The 20,055-nt window shown below is 63.2% G+C and carries 20 protein-coding genes and 1 pseudogene; 11 read left to right on the top strand and 10 right to left on the bottom strand.

Translation table 11 applies throughout. From position 1 onward, the window contains the following. The 4 genes and pseudogenes from N181_RS34795 to N181_RS14445 all read right to left on the bottom strand — a co-directional run. On the bottom strand, nt 1–240 hold a 240-nt coding region (locus tag N181_RS34795), incomplete at its 3' end, for a cobaltochelatase CobT-related protein (RefSeq protein WP_425353308.1). 387 nt (nt 241–627) lie between these two features. Then, nucleotides 628–1,421 (bottom strand): annotated as a pseudogene (locus N181_RS34790) (cobaltochelatase subunit CobT); the annotation flags it as partial. A gap of 91 nt (nt 1,422–1,512) precedes the next feature. Then, on the bottom strand, nt 1,513–2,508 hold the full coding sequence (cobS, locus tag N181_RS14450) for a cobaltochelatase subunit CobS (protein ID WP_012709224.1): 996 nt from the start codon (nt 2,506–2,508) through the stop codon (nt 1,513–1,515). A gap of 77 nt (nt 2,509–2,585) precedes the next feature. Further along, a complete protein-coding gene (locus tag N181_RS14445; RefSeq protein ID WP_014329564.1) occupies nt 2,586–3,224 on the bottom strand; it encodes a J domain-containing protein in 639 nt (212 codons plus the stop codon). A gap of 124 nt (nt 3,225–3,348) precedes the next feature. Between N181_RS14445 and N181_RS14440 the strand changes: the two genes are divergently transcribed. After that, a complete protein-coding gene (locus N181_RS14440; protein ID WP_037394639.1) occupies nt 3,349–3,630 on the top strand; it encodes a BolA family protein in 282 nt (93 codons plus the stop codon). Nucleotides 3,631–3,633: 3 nt separating this feature from the next. On the opposite strand, the gene N181_RS14435 is transcribed toward N181_RS14440, so the two are convergent. The 3 genes from N181_RS14435 to N181_RS14425 are packed head-to-tail and all read right to left on the bottom strand — an operon-like array spanning nt 3,634 to nt 6,652. Next, nucleotides 3,634–4,941 (bottom strand): HlyC/CorC family transporter, encoded by a 1,308-nt coding sequence (locus tag N181_RS14435; protein ID WP_037394636.1) that lies wholly within the window; start codon nt 4,939–4,941, stop codon nt 3,634–3,636. Continuing rightward, on the bottom strand, nt 4,938–6,068 hold the full coding sequence (gene aroB / locus N181_RS14430; protein WP_080577439.1) for a 3-dehydroquinate synthase: 1,131 nt from the start codon (nt 6,066–6,068) through the stop codon (nt 4,938–4,940). The genes N181_RS14435 and aroB overlap by 4 nt, the downstream gene beginning before the upstream one ends. Next, the gene (locus N181_RS14425; RefSeq protein WP_037394631.1) at nt 6,065–6,652 is read right to left on the bottom strand and encodes a shikimate kinase; all 588 of its coding nucleotides are present in this window, start codon (nt 6,650–6,652) and stop codon (nt 6,065–6,067) included. Before N181_RS14425 ends, aroB begins: the two co-directional genes overlap by 4 nt. 155 nt (nt 6,653–6,807) lie before the next feature. On the opposite strand from N181_RS14425, the gene N181_RS34040 reads away from it, so the two are divergent. From N181_RS34040 to N181_RS14395, 7 genes are all read left to right on the top strand, one after another. Then, nucleotides 6,808–6,957 (top strand): hypothetical protein, encoded by a 150-nt coding sequence (locus tag N181_RS34040; protein WP_014329569.1) that lies wholly within the window; start codon nt 6,808–6,810, stop codon nt 6,955–6,957. Continuing rightward, nucleotides 6,954–7,892: a site-specific tyrosine recombinase XerD gene (xerD, locus tag N181_RS14420; RefSeq protein ID WP_037394629.1), complete on the top strand. Its 939-nt coding sequence runs from the start codon at nt 6,954–6,956 to the stop codon at nt 7,890–7,892. The genes N181_RS34040 and xerD overlap by 4 nt, the downstream gene beginning before the upstream one ends. A 64-nt stretch (nt 7,893–7,956) precedes the next feature. Next, nucleotides 7,957–8,910 (top strand): acetyl-CoA carboxylase carboxyltransferase subunit alpha, encoded by a 954-nt coding sequence (locus N181_RS14415; protein ID WP_037394627.1) that lies wholly within the window; start codon nt 7,957–7,959, stop codon nt 8,908–8,910. 267 nt (nt 8,911–9,177) lie between these two features. Then, a complete protein-coding gene (locus N181_RS14410; RefSeq protein WP_037394625.1) occupies nt 9,178–10,605 on the top strand; it encodes a L,D-transpeptidase family protein in 1,428 nt (475 codons plus the stop codon). Further along, nucleotides 10,605–10,841: a sulfurtransferase TusA family protein gene (locus N181_RS14405; protein ID WP_014329573.1), complete on the top strand. Its 237-nt coding sequence runs from the start codon at nt 10,605–10,607 to the stop codon at nt 10,839–10,841. The genes N181_RS14410 and N181_RS14405 overlap by 1 nt, the downstream gene beginning before the upstream one ends. 111 nt (nt 10,842–10,952) lie before the next feature. Beyond that, on the top strand, nt 10,953–11,435 hold the full coding sequence (locus N181_RS14400; RefSeq protein ID WP_037394622.1) for a methyltransferase family protein: 483 nt from the start codon (nt 10,953–10,955) through the stop codon (nt 11,433–11,435). A gap of 192 nt (nt 11,436–11,627) precedes the next feature. Beyond that, the gene (locus tag N181_RS14395) at nt 11,628–13,451 is read left to right on the top strand and encodes a M10 family metallopeptidase C-terminal domain-containing protein (protein ID WP_060563454.1); all 1,824 of its coding nucleotides are present in this window, start codon (nt 11,628–11,630) and stop codon (nt 13,449–13,451) included. A 33-nt stretch (nt 13,452–13,484) separates the two neighbouring features. On the opposite strand, the gene N181_RS14390 is transcribed toward N181_RS14395, so the two are convergent. Together N181_RS14390 and N181_RS14385 are read right to left on the bottom strand one after the other, a co-directional pair. Beyond that, complete coding sequence (locus N181_RS14390; RefSeq protein WP_037394716.1) at nt 13,485–14,624, bottom strand: CobW family GTP-binding protein; 1,140 nt, start codon at nt 14,622–14,624, stop codon at nt 13,485–13,487. A 58-nt stretch (nt 14,625–14,682) separates the two neighbouring features. After that, entirely contained in the window at nt 14,683–15,789 is a 1,107-nt protein-coding gene (locus tag N181_RS14385) for a D-alanyl-D-alanine carboxypeptidase family protein (protein WP_037394619.1), read from the bottom strand. A gap of 151 nt (nt 15,790–15,940) precedes the next feature. On the opposite strand from N181_RS14385, the gene N181_RS14380 reads away from it, so the two are divergent. Both N181_RS14380 and N181_RS14375 read left to right on the top strand, forming a co-directional pair. Beyond that, on the top strand, nt 15,941–17,104 hold the full coding sequence (locus tag N181_RS14380; RefSeq protein WP_037394617.1) for a M20 aminoacylase family protein: 1,164 nt from the start codon (nt 15,941–15,943) through the stop codon (nt 17,102–17,104). A 23-nt stretch (nt 17,105–17,127) separates the two neighbouring features. Continuing rightward, nucleotides 17,128–17,592 (top strand): Lrp/AsnC ligand binding domain-containing protein, encoded by a 465-nt coding sequence (locus tag N181_RS14375; protein WP_014329579.1) that lies wholly within the window; start codon nt 17,128–17,130, stop codon nt 17,590–17,592. A gap of 253 nt (nt 17,593–17,845) precedes the next feature. Here N181_RS14375 and N181_RS14370 read toward each other — a convergent pair whose 3' ends face one another. After that, nucleotides 17,846–18,892 carry an NAD(P)-dependent alcohol dehydrogenase gene (locus N181_RS14370; RefSeq protein WP_037436889.1) on the bottom strand — a complete coding sequence of 349 codons (1,047 nt, stop codon included), beginning with the start codon at nt 18,890–18,892 and terminating at the stop codon, nt 17,846–17,848. A gap of 220 nt (nt 18,893–19,112) precedes the next feature. On the opposite strand from N181_RS14370, the gene N181_RS14365 reads away from it, so the two are divergent. Continuing rightward, nucleotides 19,113–20,054, top strand: coding sequence for an AraC family transcriptional regulator (locus N181_RS14365; RefSeq protein WP_037394615.1), 942 nt, complete (start codon nt 19,113–19,115; stop codon nt 20,052–20,054). The last annotated feature ends 1 nt before the right edge of the window (nt 20,055 follow it).

The following is a 20,055-nucleotide window of genomic DNA, read 5'->3' as shown; positions in this document are numbered from 1 at the left end:
CGGCTTGCCGCCGGCGAGCCACTTTTCACGCGATTGCCCGCCCTTCCAGGCCTTGGTGGTAAAGCCGAGAATTTCGACCTTGACGCCGCAGCGCTCCAGCGTGCGGGCAAGAATGTCGGCGCAAGTGGCGGCAACGGTGATCGGCCGGCCGCGCATCGAACCGGAATTGTCGATCAGCAGCGTCACGACGGTGTCGCGGAAATTCGTGTCCTTCTCCCGCTTGAAGGACAGCGGCTGCATCGGATCGATGATGACCCGCTGCAGGCGGGCCGTATCGAGGAACCCTTCCTCGAGATCGAACTCCCAGGAGCGGTTCTGCTGCGCCATCAGCCGGCGTTGCAGGCGGTTGGCGAGGCGCCCGACGGCGCCCTGCAGATGGGCGAGCTGCTTGTCGAGAAAAGCGCGCAGGCGGTCGAGTTCCGCCTCGTCGCAAAGCTCCTCGGCGGTGATGGTCTCGTCGAATTCGCGCGTATAGACCGCGTAGTCGACCTTTTCGTTCAGATCGGCGAAGGGATGGTTCGGCCGCTTGACCTCGCCGGGCGTCTCGCTCTCCTCGTCGCCGTCGTCCTGAAGGTCGTCGTCGGAAATCTCGGCGCCGTCCATCTCGCCTTCTTCCATCTGCTCCTCGGCAGACTGGTTTTCGTCGGCGGGGGCGGCGTCGGAGCCCTCCTCCTCCTCGCTGGCGTTCTCGTCCTGCTCCTGGCTGCGCGGCTGGTCCTCGTCGGTCTCGCTTTCCTGCTCGTCCGGCTCGATGTCGTCCTCGCCGTATTTCTCGGCGACATCCATCGAAGCGAGCATGTCGCGCACGACACGGGCGAAGGCCTGTTGGTTGTTGATCGTCGCCGGCAGGTTCAAGATGTCGGCGGCCGCCTTCTGCTCGATGAAATCGCGCCAGAGATCGAGCACCTTGCCGGCTGCGGCAGGCGGCTTCTTGCCGGTCAATTTCTCCCGCACCAGCAGCGCCACCGCCTCTTCGAGCGGCGCATCGACTGGGCTTCTATCGCGCCGAAATTGGCCTTGGCATATTTCTCCTCAAGCATGGAGGAGAGATTGTCGGCGACGCCGGGCATCCGGATTGCCCCGATCGCCTCGACGCGCGCCTGCTCGACGGCATCGAAGATCGCCCGCGCATCCGCTCCCTGCGGCGACATGGTCGCGTGGATACGGTCGTTGTGGCACGCCTTGCGCAGCGCCATCGAGTCGCCGAGACCGCGGGCTACCGCGAGCTCGTGCCGGGTCGGGCGCTTGGAAAGCTCCGGCAGCCGGATGCGCTCGCCGGCCATCCCCGGGCGCTCGTTCGCGAAGGCGACTTCGAGCTCCGCATCCCCGGCAATCGACCGGACGCAGCCGGAAAGGGCCCGCTTGAACGGCTCGGCGGCGTTCTCCCTCGTTTGCGGCTTCGCCTTGGAATTCGAGCTCACGACAGTTCTTTCTTCAGCTGCATATCGAGCGCATCACCGGTCTACCCGAGCGCCGGCCCCGTGCGAGGCAGAAGCCGGCGCTTGGCGAGTCTCAGGCCGTCGCTTCCAGGACGATATTGGCGGCGCTTTCCTTCAGTTCGACCCCGAAGGCCCGCTGGTAATGCTCGGCGACCAACGCGCGCTCCAGCTCGTCGCACTTGTTGAGGAAGGTCACGCGGAAGGCGAAGGCGATGTCGCCGAAGATATAGGCGTTCTCGGCCCAGGTGATCACCGTGCGCGGGCTCATGACGGTCGAGAGATCGCCGTTGATGAAGGCGGCGCGGGTGAGATCGGCGACGCGCACCATCTTCGATACCGTCTCGCGCCCCTTGTCGGCCGTGAAGCCCTTCACCTTGGCAGCGACGATGTCGACTTCCTTGTCGTGCGGCAGGTAGTTGAGCGTCGTCACGATCGACCAGCGGTCCATCTGCGCCTGGTTGATCTGTTGCGTGCCATGATAGAGCCCGGTCGTGTCGCCGAGGCCGATCGTGTTGGCGGTGGCGAACAGCCGGAAGGCCGGGTGCGGGCGGATGACGCGGCTCTGGTCTAGCAGGGTCAGCCGGCCGGAAGACTCCAACACCCGCTGGATGACGAACATGACGTCCGGGCGGCCGGCGTCATACTCGTCGAAGACGAGCGCGACATTGTGCTGATAGGCCCAGGGCAGGATGCCGTCCTTGAATTCGGTGATCTGCAGCCCGTCCTTGACGACGATTGCATCCTTGCCGACGAGATCGATACGGCTGACATGGCTGTCGAGGTTGATGCGCACGCAAGGCCAGTTGAGGCGTGAGGCGACCTGCTCGATATGGGTCGACTTGCCGGTGCCGTGATAGCCGGAAACCATCACGCGTCGGTTGTGGGCAAAGCCTGCAAGAATGGCGAGCGTCGTTTCCCGGTCGAAAAGGTAATCGGGATCGAGATCCGGCACATAGGCATCGCCCTTCGAATAGGCGGGAACGCGCAGATCCGTATCAATACCGAAAGCCTCCCGGACCGAGATCGTCGTGTCGGGGAGGTTGGAAATGTCGAGGTCAATCTTGCTCATCATGTCTCCAGAGCGGCCGCCGGACGGCACCCGCGCATTCGCCTGCAAAAAAGTGATTTCTGTCTTAATCCGCGTTGTTAGCAGAAACCAGCCTGTTTTAACAATTGATAGGCTTGAATCACGGCCCGAAAACGGTCCTCCGAGCCTCTGTCTCCGCCATTCGCATCGGGGTGGTGTTTCTTGACGAGATCCTTGTAGGCGGCCTTGATATCGGCGGAGGTCGCCGAGGCCGAAAGCCCGAGTGTTTCGAAGGCCTTGGCCTCGAGCGTCTTCAGCTTGCGCAACCGTGGTTCGTGCCGCGCCGATCGGGCGCGCGCCTCGTTGAAGAAGCCGAACGGATCGCGCATGCGCGCCTGGGCGCCGGCTGTGCCGGAACGCATCTGTGATTGCGCCGGACCGTTGCGGGCGTTCTTGTTGACGCCGACCGTCCAGGTAGGGCGATGCCCGGTTATGGCCTCCTTCTGGTAGCGCGAGATTTCCGTATCCGAGAGCCCGGAAAAGTAATTGTATCCCTTGTTGTATTCCTTCACATGCTCGAAGCAGAACATGAAATATTCGCCCTCGGCATTGCGGCCGACGGGAGCCCGATGCACGCCCGTCTTGTCGCAACCGTCCCACTGGCACACAGGCGCAGACGGCTCCACGCGCGCCTCTGCTCCCTTGGGGCGCGTGCGAATGCGATCGAAGTATTTTGAATCGAGCTTCATGGCAGCCATTATGGGGCTTGCGACGGGTCACAACAAGAATTGACAAAGCGGAATGTTGCTGGCTTTGTGCGCGCATTTTGCATCGCCGGCGGCTTTTCGAGGCGCAAGAGCAACAGGAAAATGGGACGGAAGCATGTCGCTGCAAAGCCGCATCGAAGAGAAGCTCAAGGAGGCCTTCCATCCCGAACGGCTGATGGTGATCAACGAAAGCCATCTGCATGCCGGTCACCAGCCGGGCTTCGACGGCGGCGGCGAAACCCACTTGCGTATCCGGATCGTCTCGAGCGCCTTTGCCGGCATGAGCCGCGTGGCGCGCCACCGGGCCATCAACGACCTCTTGAAACCCGAGCTCGATGCCGGCCTGCATGCGCTCGCCGTCGAACCGGCCGCGCCCGGCGAGCCGACGCGCTGGTAGGGATTAGCGCCCGGCAAACTCCTCCTCGGCCGGGCGGATACGCAGCTTGGTGATCCGGTTTTTCACCCGCTTCATGACGATGAAGCGCTTGCCGTAGAAGGTGAAAGCCTGCCGCTCCTCCGGAATGCTCTTGGCTTCATGGATGACGAGACCCGCGACCGTGGTCGCCTCCTCGTCCGGCAGCGACCAGTCGAGCGCCCGGTTGAGATCGCGGATCGGCACGGACCCGTCGACGACGATCGAGCCGTCGGCCTCCTGGCGGACGCCCTGGATGTCGAGATCGTGCTCGTCGGCAATGTCGCCGACGATTTCCTCGAGGATGTCCTCCAGCGTGACGAGGCCCTGCACCTGGCCATATTCGTCGACGACGATCGCCAGATGCAGCTTTCGCCTGAGGAAGGCGTTGAGCTGGTCCTTGAGATTGGTCGTGTCCGGCACGAACCATGGCTTCTGCGCGATCCTGACGATGTCTACGGTGTGCGCCTCGACGCCCGGCTCGGCAAGCGCCCTCTGCAGATCCTTTGAATGGACGACGCCGATGATGTTGTCGGTCGAGCCGCGCCACAGCGGCAGGCGCGTGAAGGGACTTCCGAGGATTTCCCGGACGCAGACATCCGGCGGCTCCTCCGCGTTGACCGCCTGCATGGCGGTGCGGTGGATCATGATATCGGATACCTCGAGTTCGCCGAGATCGAGCACGCCGCCGAGCCGGTCGCGATCCGCCTTGACCACCGCCCCTTCCCGATGCAGCAGATCGACGGCACCCCGGAGTTCCTCCTGGGCCGAAAGCATCGGCCTGTCGGAAGAAAGGTTCACGCCGAAGAAGGCCAGAAGGCGCCGGACGATCGCGTTGATGAGCGCGGATATCGGCCCAGCCACCGCCACGAAGCGCCGTACCAAAGGCGCCACGGCAAGCGCGAACCGGTCAGGAGAGGCGATCGCCCAGCTCTTCGGCAGCACCTCGCAGAAGAGGACGAGCAGCACCGTCATGCTGAGGGTGGCGACGAGCACGGCGAGATTGCCGACGATGCCGATCAAAAGGCTCGTCGTCAGCGATGTGGCGAGAATGGTGACGAGGTTGTTGCCGAGCAGCAGCGCTCCAACCAACCGGTCACGCCGCTCGATCAGCCGATTGACGAGCCCGGCGCGACGATAGCCATTGCTCTCGAGCGTGTGCATGCGTGCCCGGGAGGTTGCGGTCAAGGCCGCCTCCGACCCGGAAAAGAAGGCCGAAAGGAGGAGAAGACAGATGACGGCGAGGAGAGACAGCCAATGGTCCGTCAAAAAGAGCCATACTGCCTCGGCGCTCATCGCGGGTGCTTTTCCTTGAGGAAGCCCAGCACCTCGGAAGCCGGAACGTCATCGGCGACGAAGGACTGGCCGATGCCGCTCGTCAGGATGAAAGTGAGCCTGCCGCCCTTGACCTTCTTGTCCTGAGCGATCGCCTCCATCAGCCGCTCGGCCGGCGGAAGGACGCCGGGAATGTCGGCCATGCGCGTCGGCAAGCCGACGGCCTTGAGATGGGCTTCGACGCGACGGGCATCGTCCGGGCTCGCGAGGTTCATCCGGGCCGAGAACTCATGCGCCAGCACCATGCCGATCGCAACGCCCTCCCCGTGCACGAGCCTGCGGCTGTCGTATTCGGTCGCGGCTTCCAGGGCATGGCCGAAGGTGTGCCCGAGATTGAGCAGTGCCCGCAGGCCGTTCTCGCGCTCGTCCGCGGCGACGACATCGGCCTTCGCCTGGCAACTGACCGCAATCGCCTCGATACGGGCGGCCCCTCCAGCGAAGACTGCCTTCCAGTTGCGCTCGAGCCAATCGAAGAACTCCGGCTTGTCGATCAGGCCGTATTTCGCAACTTCGGCATAGCCGGCGCGAAACTCGCGCGGGCTCAGCGTATCGAGCACGTCGGTGTCGGCAAGCACCAGGTCCGGCTGGTGGAAGACGCCGATGAGGTTCTTGCCGTGCGGCGAGTTGATGCCGGTCTTGCCGCCGACGGAGGAATCGACCTGCGCCAAAAGCGAGGTCGGGATCTGGATGAAGCGCGAGCCTCGGCGGACAATGCCGGCGGCAAAGCCGGTCAGATCGCCGATCACGCCGCCGCCGAGCGCGACCACCGCGTCGTTGCGCTCGATCCGCGCCGCAAGGATCGCTTCGCACACCGGGATCAGATGCTCGAAGCTCTTGGTCTTCTCGCCTGCGGGCAGGACGAGCGAGACCGCTTCGATGCCGCTCTCCTTCAGGCTCGCCATCAGCGGTTCCAGATAGCGCGGCGCCACGTTTTCATCCGTGATGACCGCCATCCTGCGGCCCTTGAGGCGGGACGCGATTTCTCCACCTGCCGCGGCGATCAGGCCGGGGCCGATGAGAATGTCGTAGGAACGGTCTCCGAGGTTCACGCGGACTTTGCGCTCGGCGGGCGTTACATGGTTCATCATGGCATCTCGACTTTCTTGCAGTCGGCGATGGCGGCGAGGACCTCCTCGACCATCGTTTCCTTTTTCACGTCGCGCGAGAGGACCACGAGATCGGCCTCGGCGTAGATCGGGTAGCGGGCCCGCATCAGGTTCTCGAGCGTCTGCTTCGGGTTTTCCGTCTTGAGAAGCGGCCGGGAATCGCGCTTGTTCACCCGCTCCCAGAGAACGTCGAGATCCGCATTCAACCAGACAGTCAGGCCGCCCTTCTTGATCTGCCGGCGGGAGCGCTCGTTGATATAGGCGCCGCCTCCGGTCGAAACCACGCGCGGCCCCGAACGCAGCAGCCGCTTCAGCACCCGCGCCTCCAGCGCACGGAATTCCTCCTCGCCATAGGCGGCGAAAAGCTCGCTCACCGTCATGCGCGACACCCGCTCGATTTCATGGTCGGAATCGACGAAGGGAATGCCGAGCGCCTGGGCGGTCAGCCGACCAATCGCCGATTTTCCCGCCCCCATCAGGCCGATGAAAATGAGATTGCGCTTACCGAGAGTGAGCTTCGCCCGTTCGGCGAGCGTCGCAGAATCCGGTTCGGTCACATCGTTCATTAGCCGTCACAGTCCCCATTCCACTTCGGTATCGACAAATCGGCGGGGGGCGTCAAGTCGTCGCGCGGAGCCGCGCCACGCTTCTTGAACTTGCCGGACGAGCCGTTCATATAGATCACGGTCCGCATGGCATCACCCGCGTACTGGAGACTGAAATGCCAACCCTCTTCCGGTTCCTGTTCTTCTGCGCCGTCGTGGCCGGCATGATCTATGGAACCATGGTGGCACTCGTGACCTTCGTCGAGCCGGTGGAGCGGGACGTCACGGTGCGCATTCCATCCGAACGGATCAATAAGCCGCAATGACGGATCTTTCGGAGGCCCATCTCGAAGCGTTTCTGGAAATGATGAGCGCCGAGCGGGGTGCGGCGATCAACACGCTGCAATCCTACGAACGCGATCTCAGGGACGCGCGCTCCTTCCTGCGCTCCTCAGGGACGCGGCTCAATAGCGCCACGGCCGACGATCTGAGACGCTATCTGTCGCACCTGGCCGGCGAGGGCTTCAAGGCATCCTCGCAGGCACGCAGGCTGTCGGCGCTGAGGCAATTCTACAAGTTCCTCTATGCGGAGGGCCTGCGCGGCGACGACCCGACCGGCATCCTCGATGCGCCCAAGAAGGCGCGTGCCCTGCCCAAGACGCTCAGCATAGACGACGTCACCCGACTGATCGGCCAGGCCGAAACGGAGGCCGCCTCTGGCGAGGACACCTTCGCGAAACTTCGCATGCACGCACTGATCGAGCTCCTCTATGCGACCGGCATGCGCGTCAGCGAGCTCGTCTCGCTGCCCGCGAGCGTGCTTGCGCAGGATGGTCGCTTCCTGGTGATCCGCGGCAAGGGAAACAAGGAAAGGCTTGTGCCGCTGTCGCAGGCGGCGATCCGCGCCATGCGGACCTACGGCGATGCGCTGCGCAGGAGAGCCGCGGAAGCGGAGAGCCCCTGGCTGTTCCCCTCCTCCGGCAAATCCGGCCACCTGCCGCGCCAGGTCTTTGCCCGCGACCTCAAGAGTCTCGCCGCGCGCGCCGGTATCAGGGTCGCTGCGATCTCGCCGCATGTGCTGCGCCACGCCTTCGCCAGTCATCTGCTGGCCAATGGCGCCGACCTCCGCGCCGTGCAGGAGCTGCTCGGTCATTCGGACATTTCGACGACACAAATCTATACACATGTGCTGGAAGAACGGCTGCACGAGCTGGTGCAAAACCACCACCCTCTTGCCAAACAGGCGAAAAAACAGGATTAGGACCGGCGGGGCAGGTTGGCTTTGCCGGACGGTCCTTGTCGCAAAATGATCGGAAACGCATCTCATGCACAACTATCTCGACTTCGAAAAACCCATCTCTGATCTCGAGGGCAAGATCCTCGAACTGAAGAAGCTTGCCGGCGAAGACGAGAGCGTGAACACCTCCGACGAGATCGCGCGCCTCGAAGGGCGCGTCCGCGATGCGATGATGGAAATCTATTCCAAGCTGTCGCCCTGGCAGAAGACGCAGGTCGCGCGCCACCCGTCCCGACCGCATTTCCTCGACTATGCCGCGGAGCTCTTCACCGAATTCACGCCGCTTGCCGGCGACCGCAACTTCGCCAATGACGATGCCATTCAGGCGGGCCTTGCGCGGTTCCGCGGCGCGCCGGTTGCGGTGATCGGCCAGGAAAAGGGCAACGACACCAAGTCGCGCATCAAGCACAATTTCGGCAGCCCGCGACCCGAGGGCTACCGCAAGGCGGTCCGCGTGATGGAAATGGCCGATCGTTTCGGCCTGCCGCTGATCACGCTGGTCGATACCGCAGGCGCCTATCCCGGCGTTAACGCCGAGGAGCGCGGCCAGGCCGAGGCGATCGCCCGCTCCACCGAAATGTGCCTCAACGTCAAGGTGCCGATCGTCACCGTGGTGATCGGCGAAGGTGGTTCCGGCGGCGCCATCGCCATCGCCACCGGCAATCGCGTCTATATGCTCGAGCATTCGATCTACAGCGTCATCTCGCCGGAGGGCGCGGCCTCGATCCTCTGGCGCGACTCGACGCGCGCCAAGGAAGCGGCCAGCAACATGAAGATCACTGCCGAGGACCTGAAGTCGCTCGGCGTCATCGACGGCATCATTCCCGAACCGGTCGGCGGCGCCCATCGCGATCCGCAGGCGGTGATCGGCCGCACCGGCACCGTCATTGCCGATGCACTGAAGGAGCTGTCCGGGCGCAATGGCAACGAGCTTAGGGCGGACCGCCGGCAGAAATACCTGAATATCGGCCGAAATCTCTGACCGGACGGAGCGGCGACCGCGTTTCGCCTTAACCTTGGTCAGGATCCAAGATTAACCATTGCGATCAAGTTGCCACGCATGGCAACCGGAAATCGGGACTATGGCCAAATCTTGGCCATATTCATGGGGTCATGAGAAACGGCCGTTCGCAGGGGGCGCCTGCACGGTTAAGATTTCGTGAAGAATAATGTCTTACTGATTCGTTGATGCCTCGCCTTTGCGGATGAGGTGTACACGGATGAATCTGGCTAAAACGGGCTTTTGCCAATGCGTTTCAGGAATCTTGTCATCACCGCTGCCATCGCCGCCGCGCTTACCGGCTGCACCAACGAAACGCTCGATTCGGTCAACCTCTCCTCCGTCAAGAACAAGACGGAGTACCAGCTATCCGGCAAGATGGTCAGCAAGATGAGCGAGCTGGGGATGCAGAAGACGTCCCCGATCCTGCTGCGCATCTTCAAGGAAGAGGGAACGCTCGAGGTCTGGAAGGCGAATACGTCAAGCCGCTTCCAGCTTCTGAAGACCTACAAGATCTGCGCCTGGTCGGGAAAGCTCGGCCCCAAGGTGAAGGAGGGCGACCGTCAGGCGCCGGAGGGGTTCTATCCGCTCTATCCGCACCAGATGAATCCCAATTCGAGCTACTATCTGGCGATCAATACCGGCTTCCCAAACGCCTATGACAAGGCGAACGGCCGCAACGGCACGCATCTGATGATCCACGGCGCCTGCTCGTCGTCGGGCTGCTATTCGATGACCGACGAGCAGATCATCGAGATTTTCGCGCTGGCGCGCGACGCCTTCAAGGGCGGCCAGGAGAACGTCCAACTGCAGGCCTTCCCCTTCCGGATGACGGCGGAGAACATGGCCCGCCACCGGGACAATCCGAATATCGAATTCTGGAAGATGCTGAAGGTCGGTCACGACCAGTTCGAAGTGACCAAACGTCCCCCGCAGGTCAATGTTTGCGAGAGGAAATACGTCTTCAACCAGCAGTCCGACGGCAGCTTCAATCCGTCCGGCCAATGCCCCACCATGTCGACGCCGCCGGCCTTGCAGGTCGCAATGGCGAACTTCGAGAAGGATTATCAGCGCGACTATCAAAAGTCGGTGAAGAAATTTGACGGCATGGTCTGGTACGAACCGAGCGAAGCGGAGCGCAAGGCGATCGTTGCCGAACAACGCAAGGGCCGCGAGCTTGCCTATGCGCCGACCGGTACGTCGCTCGACGCCGGCAAACTGATGAAGGTCACCGACCTCGAAAAGCGGCTCGCCGACCAAAAGGAGGCCGAAGAGGCCAAGCAGGCGGCGCTGGTCCAGAAGGAGGCGCTGGAGAAGGCGACGCGTGACGGCAAGGCCGTGCCCGTCCCGCAGCAGAGCCCGATCGAACGCCCCGTCCAGCAAGCGGCTCTGCAGACGGAGCCTGCCAGGAAATCCTTCTGGAACCTCTTCTCGAAGGGCGAGCCCGAAGCGCAGGCGACGGCACCGGCCAACGCGGCACCCGCCGGACAGAGTGCGGCCCAACCGGCCGCACAGCAGGCCCCCGCAGCCGAACAGCCAACCGCCGGTCAGCAACAGGCAGCCGCTCCGGCCTCGGCCAATCCGCAGGTCGCCACCGCCCCTGCAGCCGAGGCAAAGACCGCACCGGCGGAACAGCCGCCGAAGAAGCGCCCCTTCTGGAAGATCTGGGGCAATTGATGCCGGACGAGCCGAGTATCGTCTACGACTTGAGGGGGCTGAAATGCCCCCTTCCCGTTTTGAAGACGCGCAAACGCATGGAGACCCTGGCGCCCGGCGCGCTCATCGAGATCGAAACGACCGATCCTCTGGCGGTGATCGACATTCCGCATTTCTGCCAGGAGGACGGACACCGGCTCGAGCAGGCGGCGTCGACCGCGGCCGGCCATCGCTTTCTTATCCGCAAGAAAATGTAGCCCATCGGCGCAAGCGCGACGGTCTCTCACCCGCTTTCCACCATCCTCGGCCAACCGGGCTCCAAGCCAACCGGATTCCTGCTATCATGCAGAGCAGAGGCGGGCGGCAGGATGAACGAGGCGAATGACAGCTCCCGTGACAATTCCGGTGCGGTGGTACGGCCACCGATCGCCTGGGTCCTTGCGGGCGCGGTTGGATTCTTGCTCGATGGCGTCTTCCCGCTGCCGTTCCTGCCGTCGGCCATGCCGGCCACTTGGCTCGGCGCCATCCTGTTCCTTGCCGGCCTGGCGCTGCTCATCTGGGCAGCGACGACCTTCCGGCGAGCGGGCACGCATATCCAGACTGTCCAGCCGACGACGACGATCGTCGAAGAGGGACCTTACCGCTATAGCCGCAACCCGATTTATGTCGGCATGCTCCTCGGCCTGATCGGCCTCGCCCTCGGATTCGATAGCCTGTGGCTCCTCATCATGCTGGTGCCGTTCTATTTCGTCATCCGTTACGGCGTCATCGCCCGCGAGGAAGCCTATCTCGAGCGGAAGTTCGGCGACGTCTACCGCGCCTACAAGGCCCGCGTCCGCCGCTGGCTGTAGCTCACCGGCGGATCCGTGCCCTCCGGCGCCGCGACGCAAGCACGCCACTATCCGCTGAATTCTGCGGGCCAAATCGCCTGATCGCGCACCCATTATCCGCTTGACGCGAAAGACTGGCGAAGTCCCGTTGCAGGCATCGCGAGCCATCTATATCCGACCGTGGATTGAAGCAGGTTGGATGGGAAATCGTCGATGGCAACCACCTACAAGCGCGTCGCTTCTTCGAAGAACGCGGTCACCGACGGCGTGATCGGCGGCTATGCCTGGACGTCGAAGACCCTGACCTTCGGGTTCACCAAGCAGGACATCGACAAGAACGGCATAGACGATTTCGCGGAGGGAGACTGGAAGGACTTCTATCGCGAGATGTTCGCGGACATCGCAGCCTGTATCAACGTGACCTTTCGTGAGACGGCGGTCGCAGATGCGACGCTGAAGCAGACGCTGCTCGACACCGGCGGCGGCGGATTTTCCGGCGGACCGGGGCCGACCGAAGATACGGTAACGACCGCCGTCGGCATCGACCCGAAGAGCGTCAAGGCGGCCGCCGAGATCATTCGTCTCGGCACCTTCTCGGATGTCTGGCTTCATGAGATCGCCCACAGCCTGGGCCTCAAGCACACGCATGACTCGCTCGCCGGTCCAACCTTGCCCGGGGTCGTCGACGAAGATGACAAGGGCACGGGGCTGCTCAACTCCTCGATCTATTCCGTCATGGGCTATACCTATGCCTTCTGGGGCGAGGACAACCCGTTCACCAAAGCCAAGGATTTCGGAGCGACGCTGAACGCACAGCCGGGCTCGCTCGGCGCCATCGATATCGCCGCGCTTCAGCACATGTACGGTGCCAAGGCCCACAACACCGGCAACGACCTCTATCGCTTCAGCGACAATGTCGATTTCAACCGGGGCTATACGACGCTATGGGACACCGGCGGCAATGATACCATTGCTTATACGGGCACCAGCCGGGCGAAAATCGATCTCCGTGCCGCGACGCTGAAGGCCGAAATCGGCGGAGGCGGTTGGCTTTCCACCTCCGAGAGGCTCACCGGCGGATTTACCATCGCCAACAGCGTGGTGATCGAAAACGCCGAAGGCGGTCCCGCCGCGGATATCCTGATCGGCAATGCAGTTGGCAACGTTCTCGATGGCGGGCGCGGAGCCGACGCGCTGCAGGGACTCGCCGGCAACGACATCTATGTCGTCGACAATGTGGGCAACCGCGTCTCGGAAGCAGCTTCGGCCGGAACGGATCTGGTGAAGAGCAGCATCTCCTTCACGCTTGGCGCCAATGTCGAGAACCTTCTCCTGACGGGAAGCCTCGCCGTCAATGGAACGGGGAACGGTCTCGCCAACAGGCTCACCGGCAATGCCGCCGCCAATACGCTGAGCGGCGCTGCCGGCAGCGACACGCTCGATGGCGGACAGGGAGCGGACTCCCTGACCGGCGGTACCGGCAATGACACTTACGTCGTCGACAACAAGGGCGACAAGGTCATAGAAGAGGCGAACGCCGGGACCGACGTCGTCAGAAGCAGCATTTCCCTGGCGCTTGCGGCCAATATCGAGAACCTCGTGCTGACCGGCAATGCAGCGGTCAGCGGAAAAGGCAATGCGCTCTCGAATGCGATAGCCGGCAATGCCGCCGCCAACACGCTGGATGGCGGAGCCGGCAGCGATATGCTTTCGGGGAATGCAGGCAAGGACCAATTCGTCTTCAGCACGGCGCTCGGGGCGACCAATGTCGATCATCTCCGCGACTTCTCGGCCATCGACGATACGATCGTGCTGACAAGCAAGATCTTCATGGCGTTGACGCCCGGCACTCTGTCGGCGGGACTCTTCAAGGACATCGCGGCGGCCAAGGTCGATGCAAGCGATCGGCTTCTCTACGACGGCGATACTGGGGCTCTCTTCTACGATGCCGATGGCTCAGGGGCTGGCAAGGCGGTGCAATTCGCCGTTCTCGGCAACAAGGCAGCCATCACCTCTGCCGACTTCTTCATCGTGTGACGGGCGCGGGCGCCGCCGCGTTCGGATGACGCATCAGAACTTCATGCCGGGCACAGCGAGCGGATTGTCGGTGAGCGCCTGCGCATCCGGGCGGTCGACGCGCGGCTTGCCGGTGAAAGCATCGAACAGGTCTCGCACGAACGCCTCGTCGAGCCCCTTGGTGATCAGCACCATCCGCGTCCGGCGATCGGCCGGGTCCGGCCAGGCGGCAAGTCGTTCGGGCGCGTGAAAGACCGTCTGGACGCCGTGCAGCACCACCGGCCGCTCCGGCCAATCGGCGACCGCGACGATCGCCTTCATGCGCAACAGCTTCTCGCCATGGGCCGAGCGCAAGAGGTCGATGAACATCTCCAGCGCCATCGGCTCGATCGGCTTGTCGTGGACGATGCTGAACGAGCGAATGTCCGATCCGTGGCGATTGATGTCGTGATGGTGGTGATGATGCCCATGATCATCATGGCCGTGATGGTGGTCATGATCGTGATCATGAGTGCCGCCGGCCTCGTCCTGCAGCCAGCGGCCGACATCAGCGAGCTTGGTCGATGGGTCGTAGAGACCGCAGGCGAACAGCTCGGCGCGGCCCGCCTCTTCCCTGTCGCCGTCGATGATCGGCGCGCGCGGATTGAGGTCCATCAGAACATCATGCAGCGCGCTAAGCTGTTCCTTGCTGGCAAGCCCGGTCTTGCTGATCACAAGCCGGTCGGCAACGGCGACCTGCTTCAACGCTTCCACATGGCTTGCAATCGTCTGGGCGCCATTGACCGCATCGACGACGGTCACCACGCCGTCGAGGCGGAAGTTCTGGGCGATGACCGGATTGCCGAGCACCGATTGCAGGACCGGCGCCGGGTCGGCGAGCCCGGTCGTCTCGATGACGACGCGCTTCAGCGGTTTGACGCGCCCGGTCTGCATGCGATCCATCAGGTCTGCCAGCGTGTCGACGAGTTCGCCGCGCACGGTGCAGCATAGGCAGCCGTCGGAAAGCTCGATCACGCCGTCGCTCGACGCCTCGACGAGCAGATGGTCGATGGAGACATCGCCGAACTCGTTGATGATGACGGCCGTGTCGGCGAGCTGCGGATCCTTCAGCAAGCGGTTCAGAAGGGTCGTCTTGCCCGCACCGAGGAAGCCGGTGAGGATCGACACCGGCACGACCGGCAGTGGACCGTTCATGGAAGACTCCGTCTTGGATTTGAGCGGGATGCGCGGAAAACCGCCCACACTTTCCGTTCTAGAAGCTCGGGCGCGGCACCGGGACCGGGATGTTGGCGATCTCGGCGACGTCACCCTGCCCGGCAACATCGCTGCCCGCCTTGGCCGTCTTGTCGCCGCTGCCCGGAATAAGTCCGGCGAAGGCGAGCTTCAGCGGACGGTCGATCTCGTGGATATAGGGCGAAAGCAGCTTCTGCCGGCCGGCCTCGTCGCGGCCTTCGCTGCGGACCTTCGCGGCCTGCTTGGAGCAGATCTCCTTGCTGACGTCGACAACCATTTCGCGGCCCTCGCCATAAGGCGCGATCGCGGTCAGCGATGGCTTTCCCGCGGCGCTGGTGGTCAGCGCCATCTGCAGGAGCCGGGCCGACTCGTCGGCGCGGGCGCCGAGGCTGTCTTCGCCGAGCACCACCGATACGACCCTGCGGCCATCACGGGTCGCCGACGACACCTGGTTGAAACCCGACGCACAGATGAAGCCGGTCTTCATGCCGTCGGCACCTTCGAAGCGGCCGATCAGCATGTTGTAGTTGGCGTAGTCTTTCTTGCCGGTGGTGAAGCCTTCCAGCGAAAAATAGGAAGCGTACTGCGGAAATTCGCGCTTCAGCGTAATCGCCAGCACGGCGAGGTCGCGCGCCGTCGTGTACTGGCCCTGGCCCGGCAGACCGTTGGCATTGATGAAATGCGACGAGGTCATGCCGATCCGCCGCGCTTCGGCATTCATCCGGTCGATGAACGCCTGTTCCGATCCGCCGACCGTTTCGGCAATCGCCACGGCAACGTCGTTCGCCGATTTGACGAGCAGCATCTTCAGCGCGCTGTCGAGCGTCATCGCCTGGCCGGGCTTGTAGAACATCTTGCTCGGAGGCTCCGACGCAGCGTTCTTCGTCATGACCACCGGGCTTTCGAGCGTCAGTTGTCCAGCCTGGATCGCCCGAAAAGTCGTATAAGCCGTCATCAGCTTGGTCAGCGACGCCGGATACCATTTCTGGAAGATATCCTGGTGTTCGTAGACTTGCAGAGTTGCGACGTCGACGACGAGCCGCGGATTGGCCGACGCCGGAAGCGCCGCCGCCAAAACCGCACAAACACCGGCAAGAACGCTGACCGCGCTCGCCTTGTTGCGCATCGTAAGTCGAACTGTCACCACTACCCTTAACCTCGAATTTCCGCAGTTGCCTCGTATCGTCCGGCTATTTAGCCTATATGGCAAGGAGATGGCAAAGCCCAATCATCTGGCCGCCAGGCTCATCCACCGTACAGACCCACAGGGAAGCATCATGCCGATATTGAACCGTGCAGCCGAACTCCAGAACGAAGTGACCGAATGGCGGCGCCACCTGCACATGAACCCGGAGCTCCTGTTCGCGGTGGAAAATACGGCAGCCTTCGTCGAAAAGAAACTGAAGGAATTCGGCGTTGACGAGATCGTGACCGGCCTCGGCCGGACCGGCGTCGTCGGTCTCATTCGCGGCAATCTCGGCTCGGGCCGCACCATCGGCCTCAGAGCCGACATGGACGCCCTGCCGATCACTGAGGCGAGCGGCAAGGCCTGGTCCTCGGCCACGCCCGGCAAGATGCATGCCTGCGGCCATGACGGCCATACGGCGATGCTGCTCGGTGCGGCGAAATACCTCGCCGAGACGCGTAACTTCGCCGGCAGCGTCGCCGTCATCTTCCAGCCGGCGGAGGAAGGCGGCGGCGGCGGCAACGAGATGGTCAAGGACGGCATGATGGAGCGCTTCGCCATCGAAGAAGTCTACGGAATGCACAACATGCCCGGCATGCCGGTCGGCCATTTCGGCAGCCGCGTCGGCCCGATCATGGCTTCGACCGACGAGTTCACCATCACCGTCAAAGGTCGCGGCGGCCACGCCGCACAGCCGCACAAGACCATCGACCCGATCGCCATCGGCGCGCAGATCGTCAATGCGCTGCAGACGATCGCCTCGCGCACCGTCGACCCGCTTGCCTCCATCGTCGTTTCCGTCACCAAGTTCAATGCCGGCTTCGCCCACAACGTCATTCCGGAGCAGGCTGTTCTGGCCGGCACGGTGCGCGCCCTCACCCCGCAGGTGCGCGATACCGGCGAGGCACGGATCCGCCAGATCGCCGAAAGCATTGCCGGTGCCTATGGCGCGACCGTCGATGTTTGGTATGGCCGCAACTATCCGGTGACCGTCAACCATGCCGAGGAAACCGGCCACGCCCTTGCGGTCGCCGCGACGGTCGCCGGCGACGGCAACGTCAACGCCGCGCTCGACCCGATGATGGGCGGCGAGGACTTTTCCTACATGCTGCTCGCCCGGCCCGGCGCCTTCGTGTTCATCGGCAACGGCGAATCCGCCGGGCTCCACCACCCCGCCTACGACTTCAACGACGACGTGATCCCGCACGGGATTTCCTATTGGGTGAAGCTCACCGAAGCGCGGCTTGCCGCCTGAGAGACGGAAGCGGGGGCGGACAGATGCATCAGATCGACAAGACCGATCGCCGGATCCTCAACATCCTGCAGGCGGACGGGCGGATCACCAATCTCGAACTGGCGGACCGCATCGGCCTCTCGCCGACGGCGACAAGCGAGCGACTGCGACGGCTCCTGAAGGAGGGCTATGTCTCCGGCTTCGGGGCGCGCCTCGATCCGCACAAGCTCGGCTTCGGGCTGTTGGTCTTCATCGAAGTGATGCTCGACAAGACGACGCCGGAAGTCTTCGATCAGTTCGCCGCCGCCATCAAGCAGGCGCCGGCCGTGCTCGAATGTCACATGGTCGCCGGCGGCTTCGACTACCTCGTCAAGACCCGCTTCGAGGACATGGCCGCCTACCGCAATTTCCTCGGCCAGGTGCTGTGGACGCTGCCGGGCGTCAAGGAAACCCGCACCTACGCGGTGATGGAGGAAATCAAGAACGACGGGCCGCTGCCGCTCGTCTAGGCCGATCCGAGTGGTACCCCCCTCTGCCCTGCCGGGCATCTCCCCCACAAGGGGGGAGATTGGCTGGGGTTGCTGTCCTCCCCCGCGATGACATCTCGGCTACAGAAGGCACCCGGTACGCCGAACTATATCGGTGAAGCAGGGCGTTGCCACTTGCCGATCTCCCCCCTTGTGGGGGAGATGCCCGGCAGGGCAGAGGGGGGTAAGACACCCGCTTCACCGCTGCCGCCGTATGCCTAACGAGACATACTATTCACGCCTTTATCGACGCCATATCGATCACGAAGCGATAGCGCACGTCGCTCTTCAGCACCCGCTCATAGGCCGCGTTGACTTCCTGCATCTGGATAATCTCGATCTCCGAGACGATGTTGTGCTCGCCGCAGAAATCCAGCATCTCCTGGGTTTCCTTGATCGAGCCGATCATCGAGCCGGAAATGCTGCGCCGCGCCGGCACCAGCGAGAAGGCATGGACCGGCACTGGGTTTTCCGGAATGCCGACGACAACGAAATCACCGTCGACCTTCAGCAGATTGAGATAGGCATTCCAGTCGATCTCGGTTCCTACGGTGCAGATGATGAGATCGAAGCTGCCGGCCAGCTTCTCGAAGGTCTGCGGATCATTCGTTGCATAATAGTGGTCGGCACCGAGCTTCAGGCCGTCTTCCTTCTTCGAAAGGCTCTGGCTGAGGACTGTGACCTCGGCGCCCATCGCATGGGCGAGCTTGACGCCCATGTGGCCGAGACCGCCCATGCCGACGATGGCCACCTTCTTTCCGGGGCCGGCCTTCCAGTGGCGCAGCGGCGAATAGAGGGTGATGCCGGCGCAAAGCAGCGGGGCGGCTGCATCAAGCGGCAGGTTCTCCGGAATCGAGAGAACATAGCCCTCCTTGACGACGATGTGATCGGAATAGCCGCCCTGGGTCGGGGTCTTTCCGTTGGCCTCGACGCCGTTATAGGTCACGACCAGGCCGGGCATATAGTGTTCGAGATCGAGATCACGGCTGGCGCAGGTCGTGCAGGAATCGACGAAGCAGCCGACGCCGACCCGGTCGCCGCGCTTGAACTTCGTAACCTTGGAGCCGACCGCCCGAACGATGCCGACGATTTCGTGGCCCGGCACCATGGGGAAGGTCGAGTTGCCCCACTCATTGCGGGCCTGGTGGATATCCGAATGGCAGACACCGCAATATTGGATGTCGATGACGACGTCATCGTCGCGCGGTTCGCGGCGTTCGAAGGTGAAAGGGGCGAGCGGCTTCGATGCGTCGGTCGCCGCATATCCTCTTGCAATGGCCATGGGGTCTTTCCTTCATGTCTGGGAATAGCGCGCCGCGCGGAGGCATGGACCTCGGGCGGCAAGCCGGACTATGCTGTTCCGGGCGCCACTGTGTTAGTGCGATCCTGCAAAGTTTTTGCACAATCCTGCAAGAATGGCAGAAAGGCAGTTGCGGCCTTACGCCCTCGTCCTATCTGTGCCCCATCCCACAAGACCTAAAGCACTGGAAAGACGACCGAAGATGACAGACATGCAACGGACGCCGCGCCAGGAGATGATCGAGATCATTGCCAGGATCGCCGGGATGGACGGTGACCATCCGACGATCGTACCCGGCCTCAGCATTCACCGGCATTCGAGCTCCGCCAAGCCGAATTGCGCCGCCTACAAGCCGAGCCTGGCGATCATCGTCCAGGGCGCCAAGCGCGTTGTCCTGGGCGGCGAGCTGTTCGTCTATGGGGCATCGGACTATCTGCTGACCTCGATCGACCTGCCGGTTTTCTCGCAGATTTCGTTGGCTTCCAGTGACGAACCCTATCTCAGCATGAATTTTCAGATCGACACGGCGAAGATCCCCGCGCTGCTCGACAGGATCGGCGAACAGCCGGCGGCGTCGCCCGCGTCGTCGCGCGGCATGACGGTCAACAAGCTCACGACCGATCTCGAAGACGCGGCGCTGCGCCTGCTGCGTCTGCTTGATCGGCCCGCCGAGATCGCCGTCGTCTTGCCCCTCATCGAACAGGAGATCCTCTACCGGCTGCTGGTCGGGCCGCATGGGGCAAGGCTACGGCAGATGACGACTGCGGAGAGCCAGCCGCACCAGGTCGGCCGCGCCGTCGCCTGGCTGAAGGAGCACTATTCCCGGCCGCTGCGCATCGAGGACCTGGCAAGCCGGGTCAGCATGAGCGTCTCCTCGCTGCATCACCATTTCAAGGCGATCACGGCGATGAGCCCGCTGCAATATCAGAAGCAGCTCCGTCTGCAGGAGGCGCGACGCCTGATGCTGGAGGAACGCCTCGACGCCGGCGATGCCGGTCACCAGGTCGGCTATGACAGCCAGTCGCAGTTCAGCCGCGAATATGCCCGCCACTTCGGCGAGCCACCGATGCGCGACATCGGTCGCGTTCGCCGCAGCCTCGTCGACATTTTGGCTGGCGAGCCGGAGATGCTGAGCGAGGGTTAGC

It is taken from the genome of Sinorhizobium fredii USDA 205 (assembly GCF_001461695.1).
GTDB classification, from domain to species: Bacteria; Pseudomonadota; Alphaproteobacteria; order Rhizobiales; family Rhizobiaceae; genus Sinorhizobium; species Sinorhizobium fredii.
Note: the sequence above shows the minus strand (reverse complement) of the source record. Positions and strands in the feature narration are given on the sequence as shown.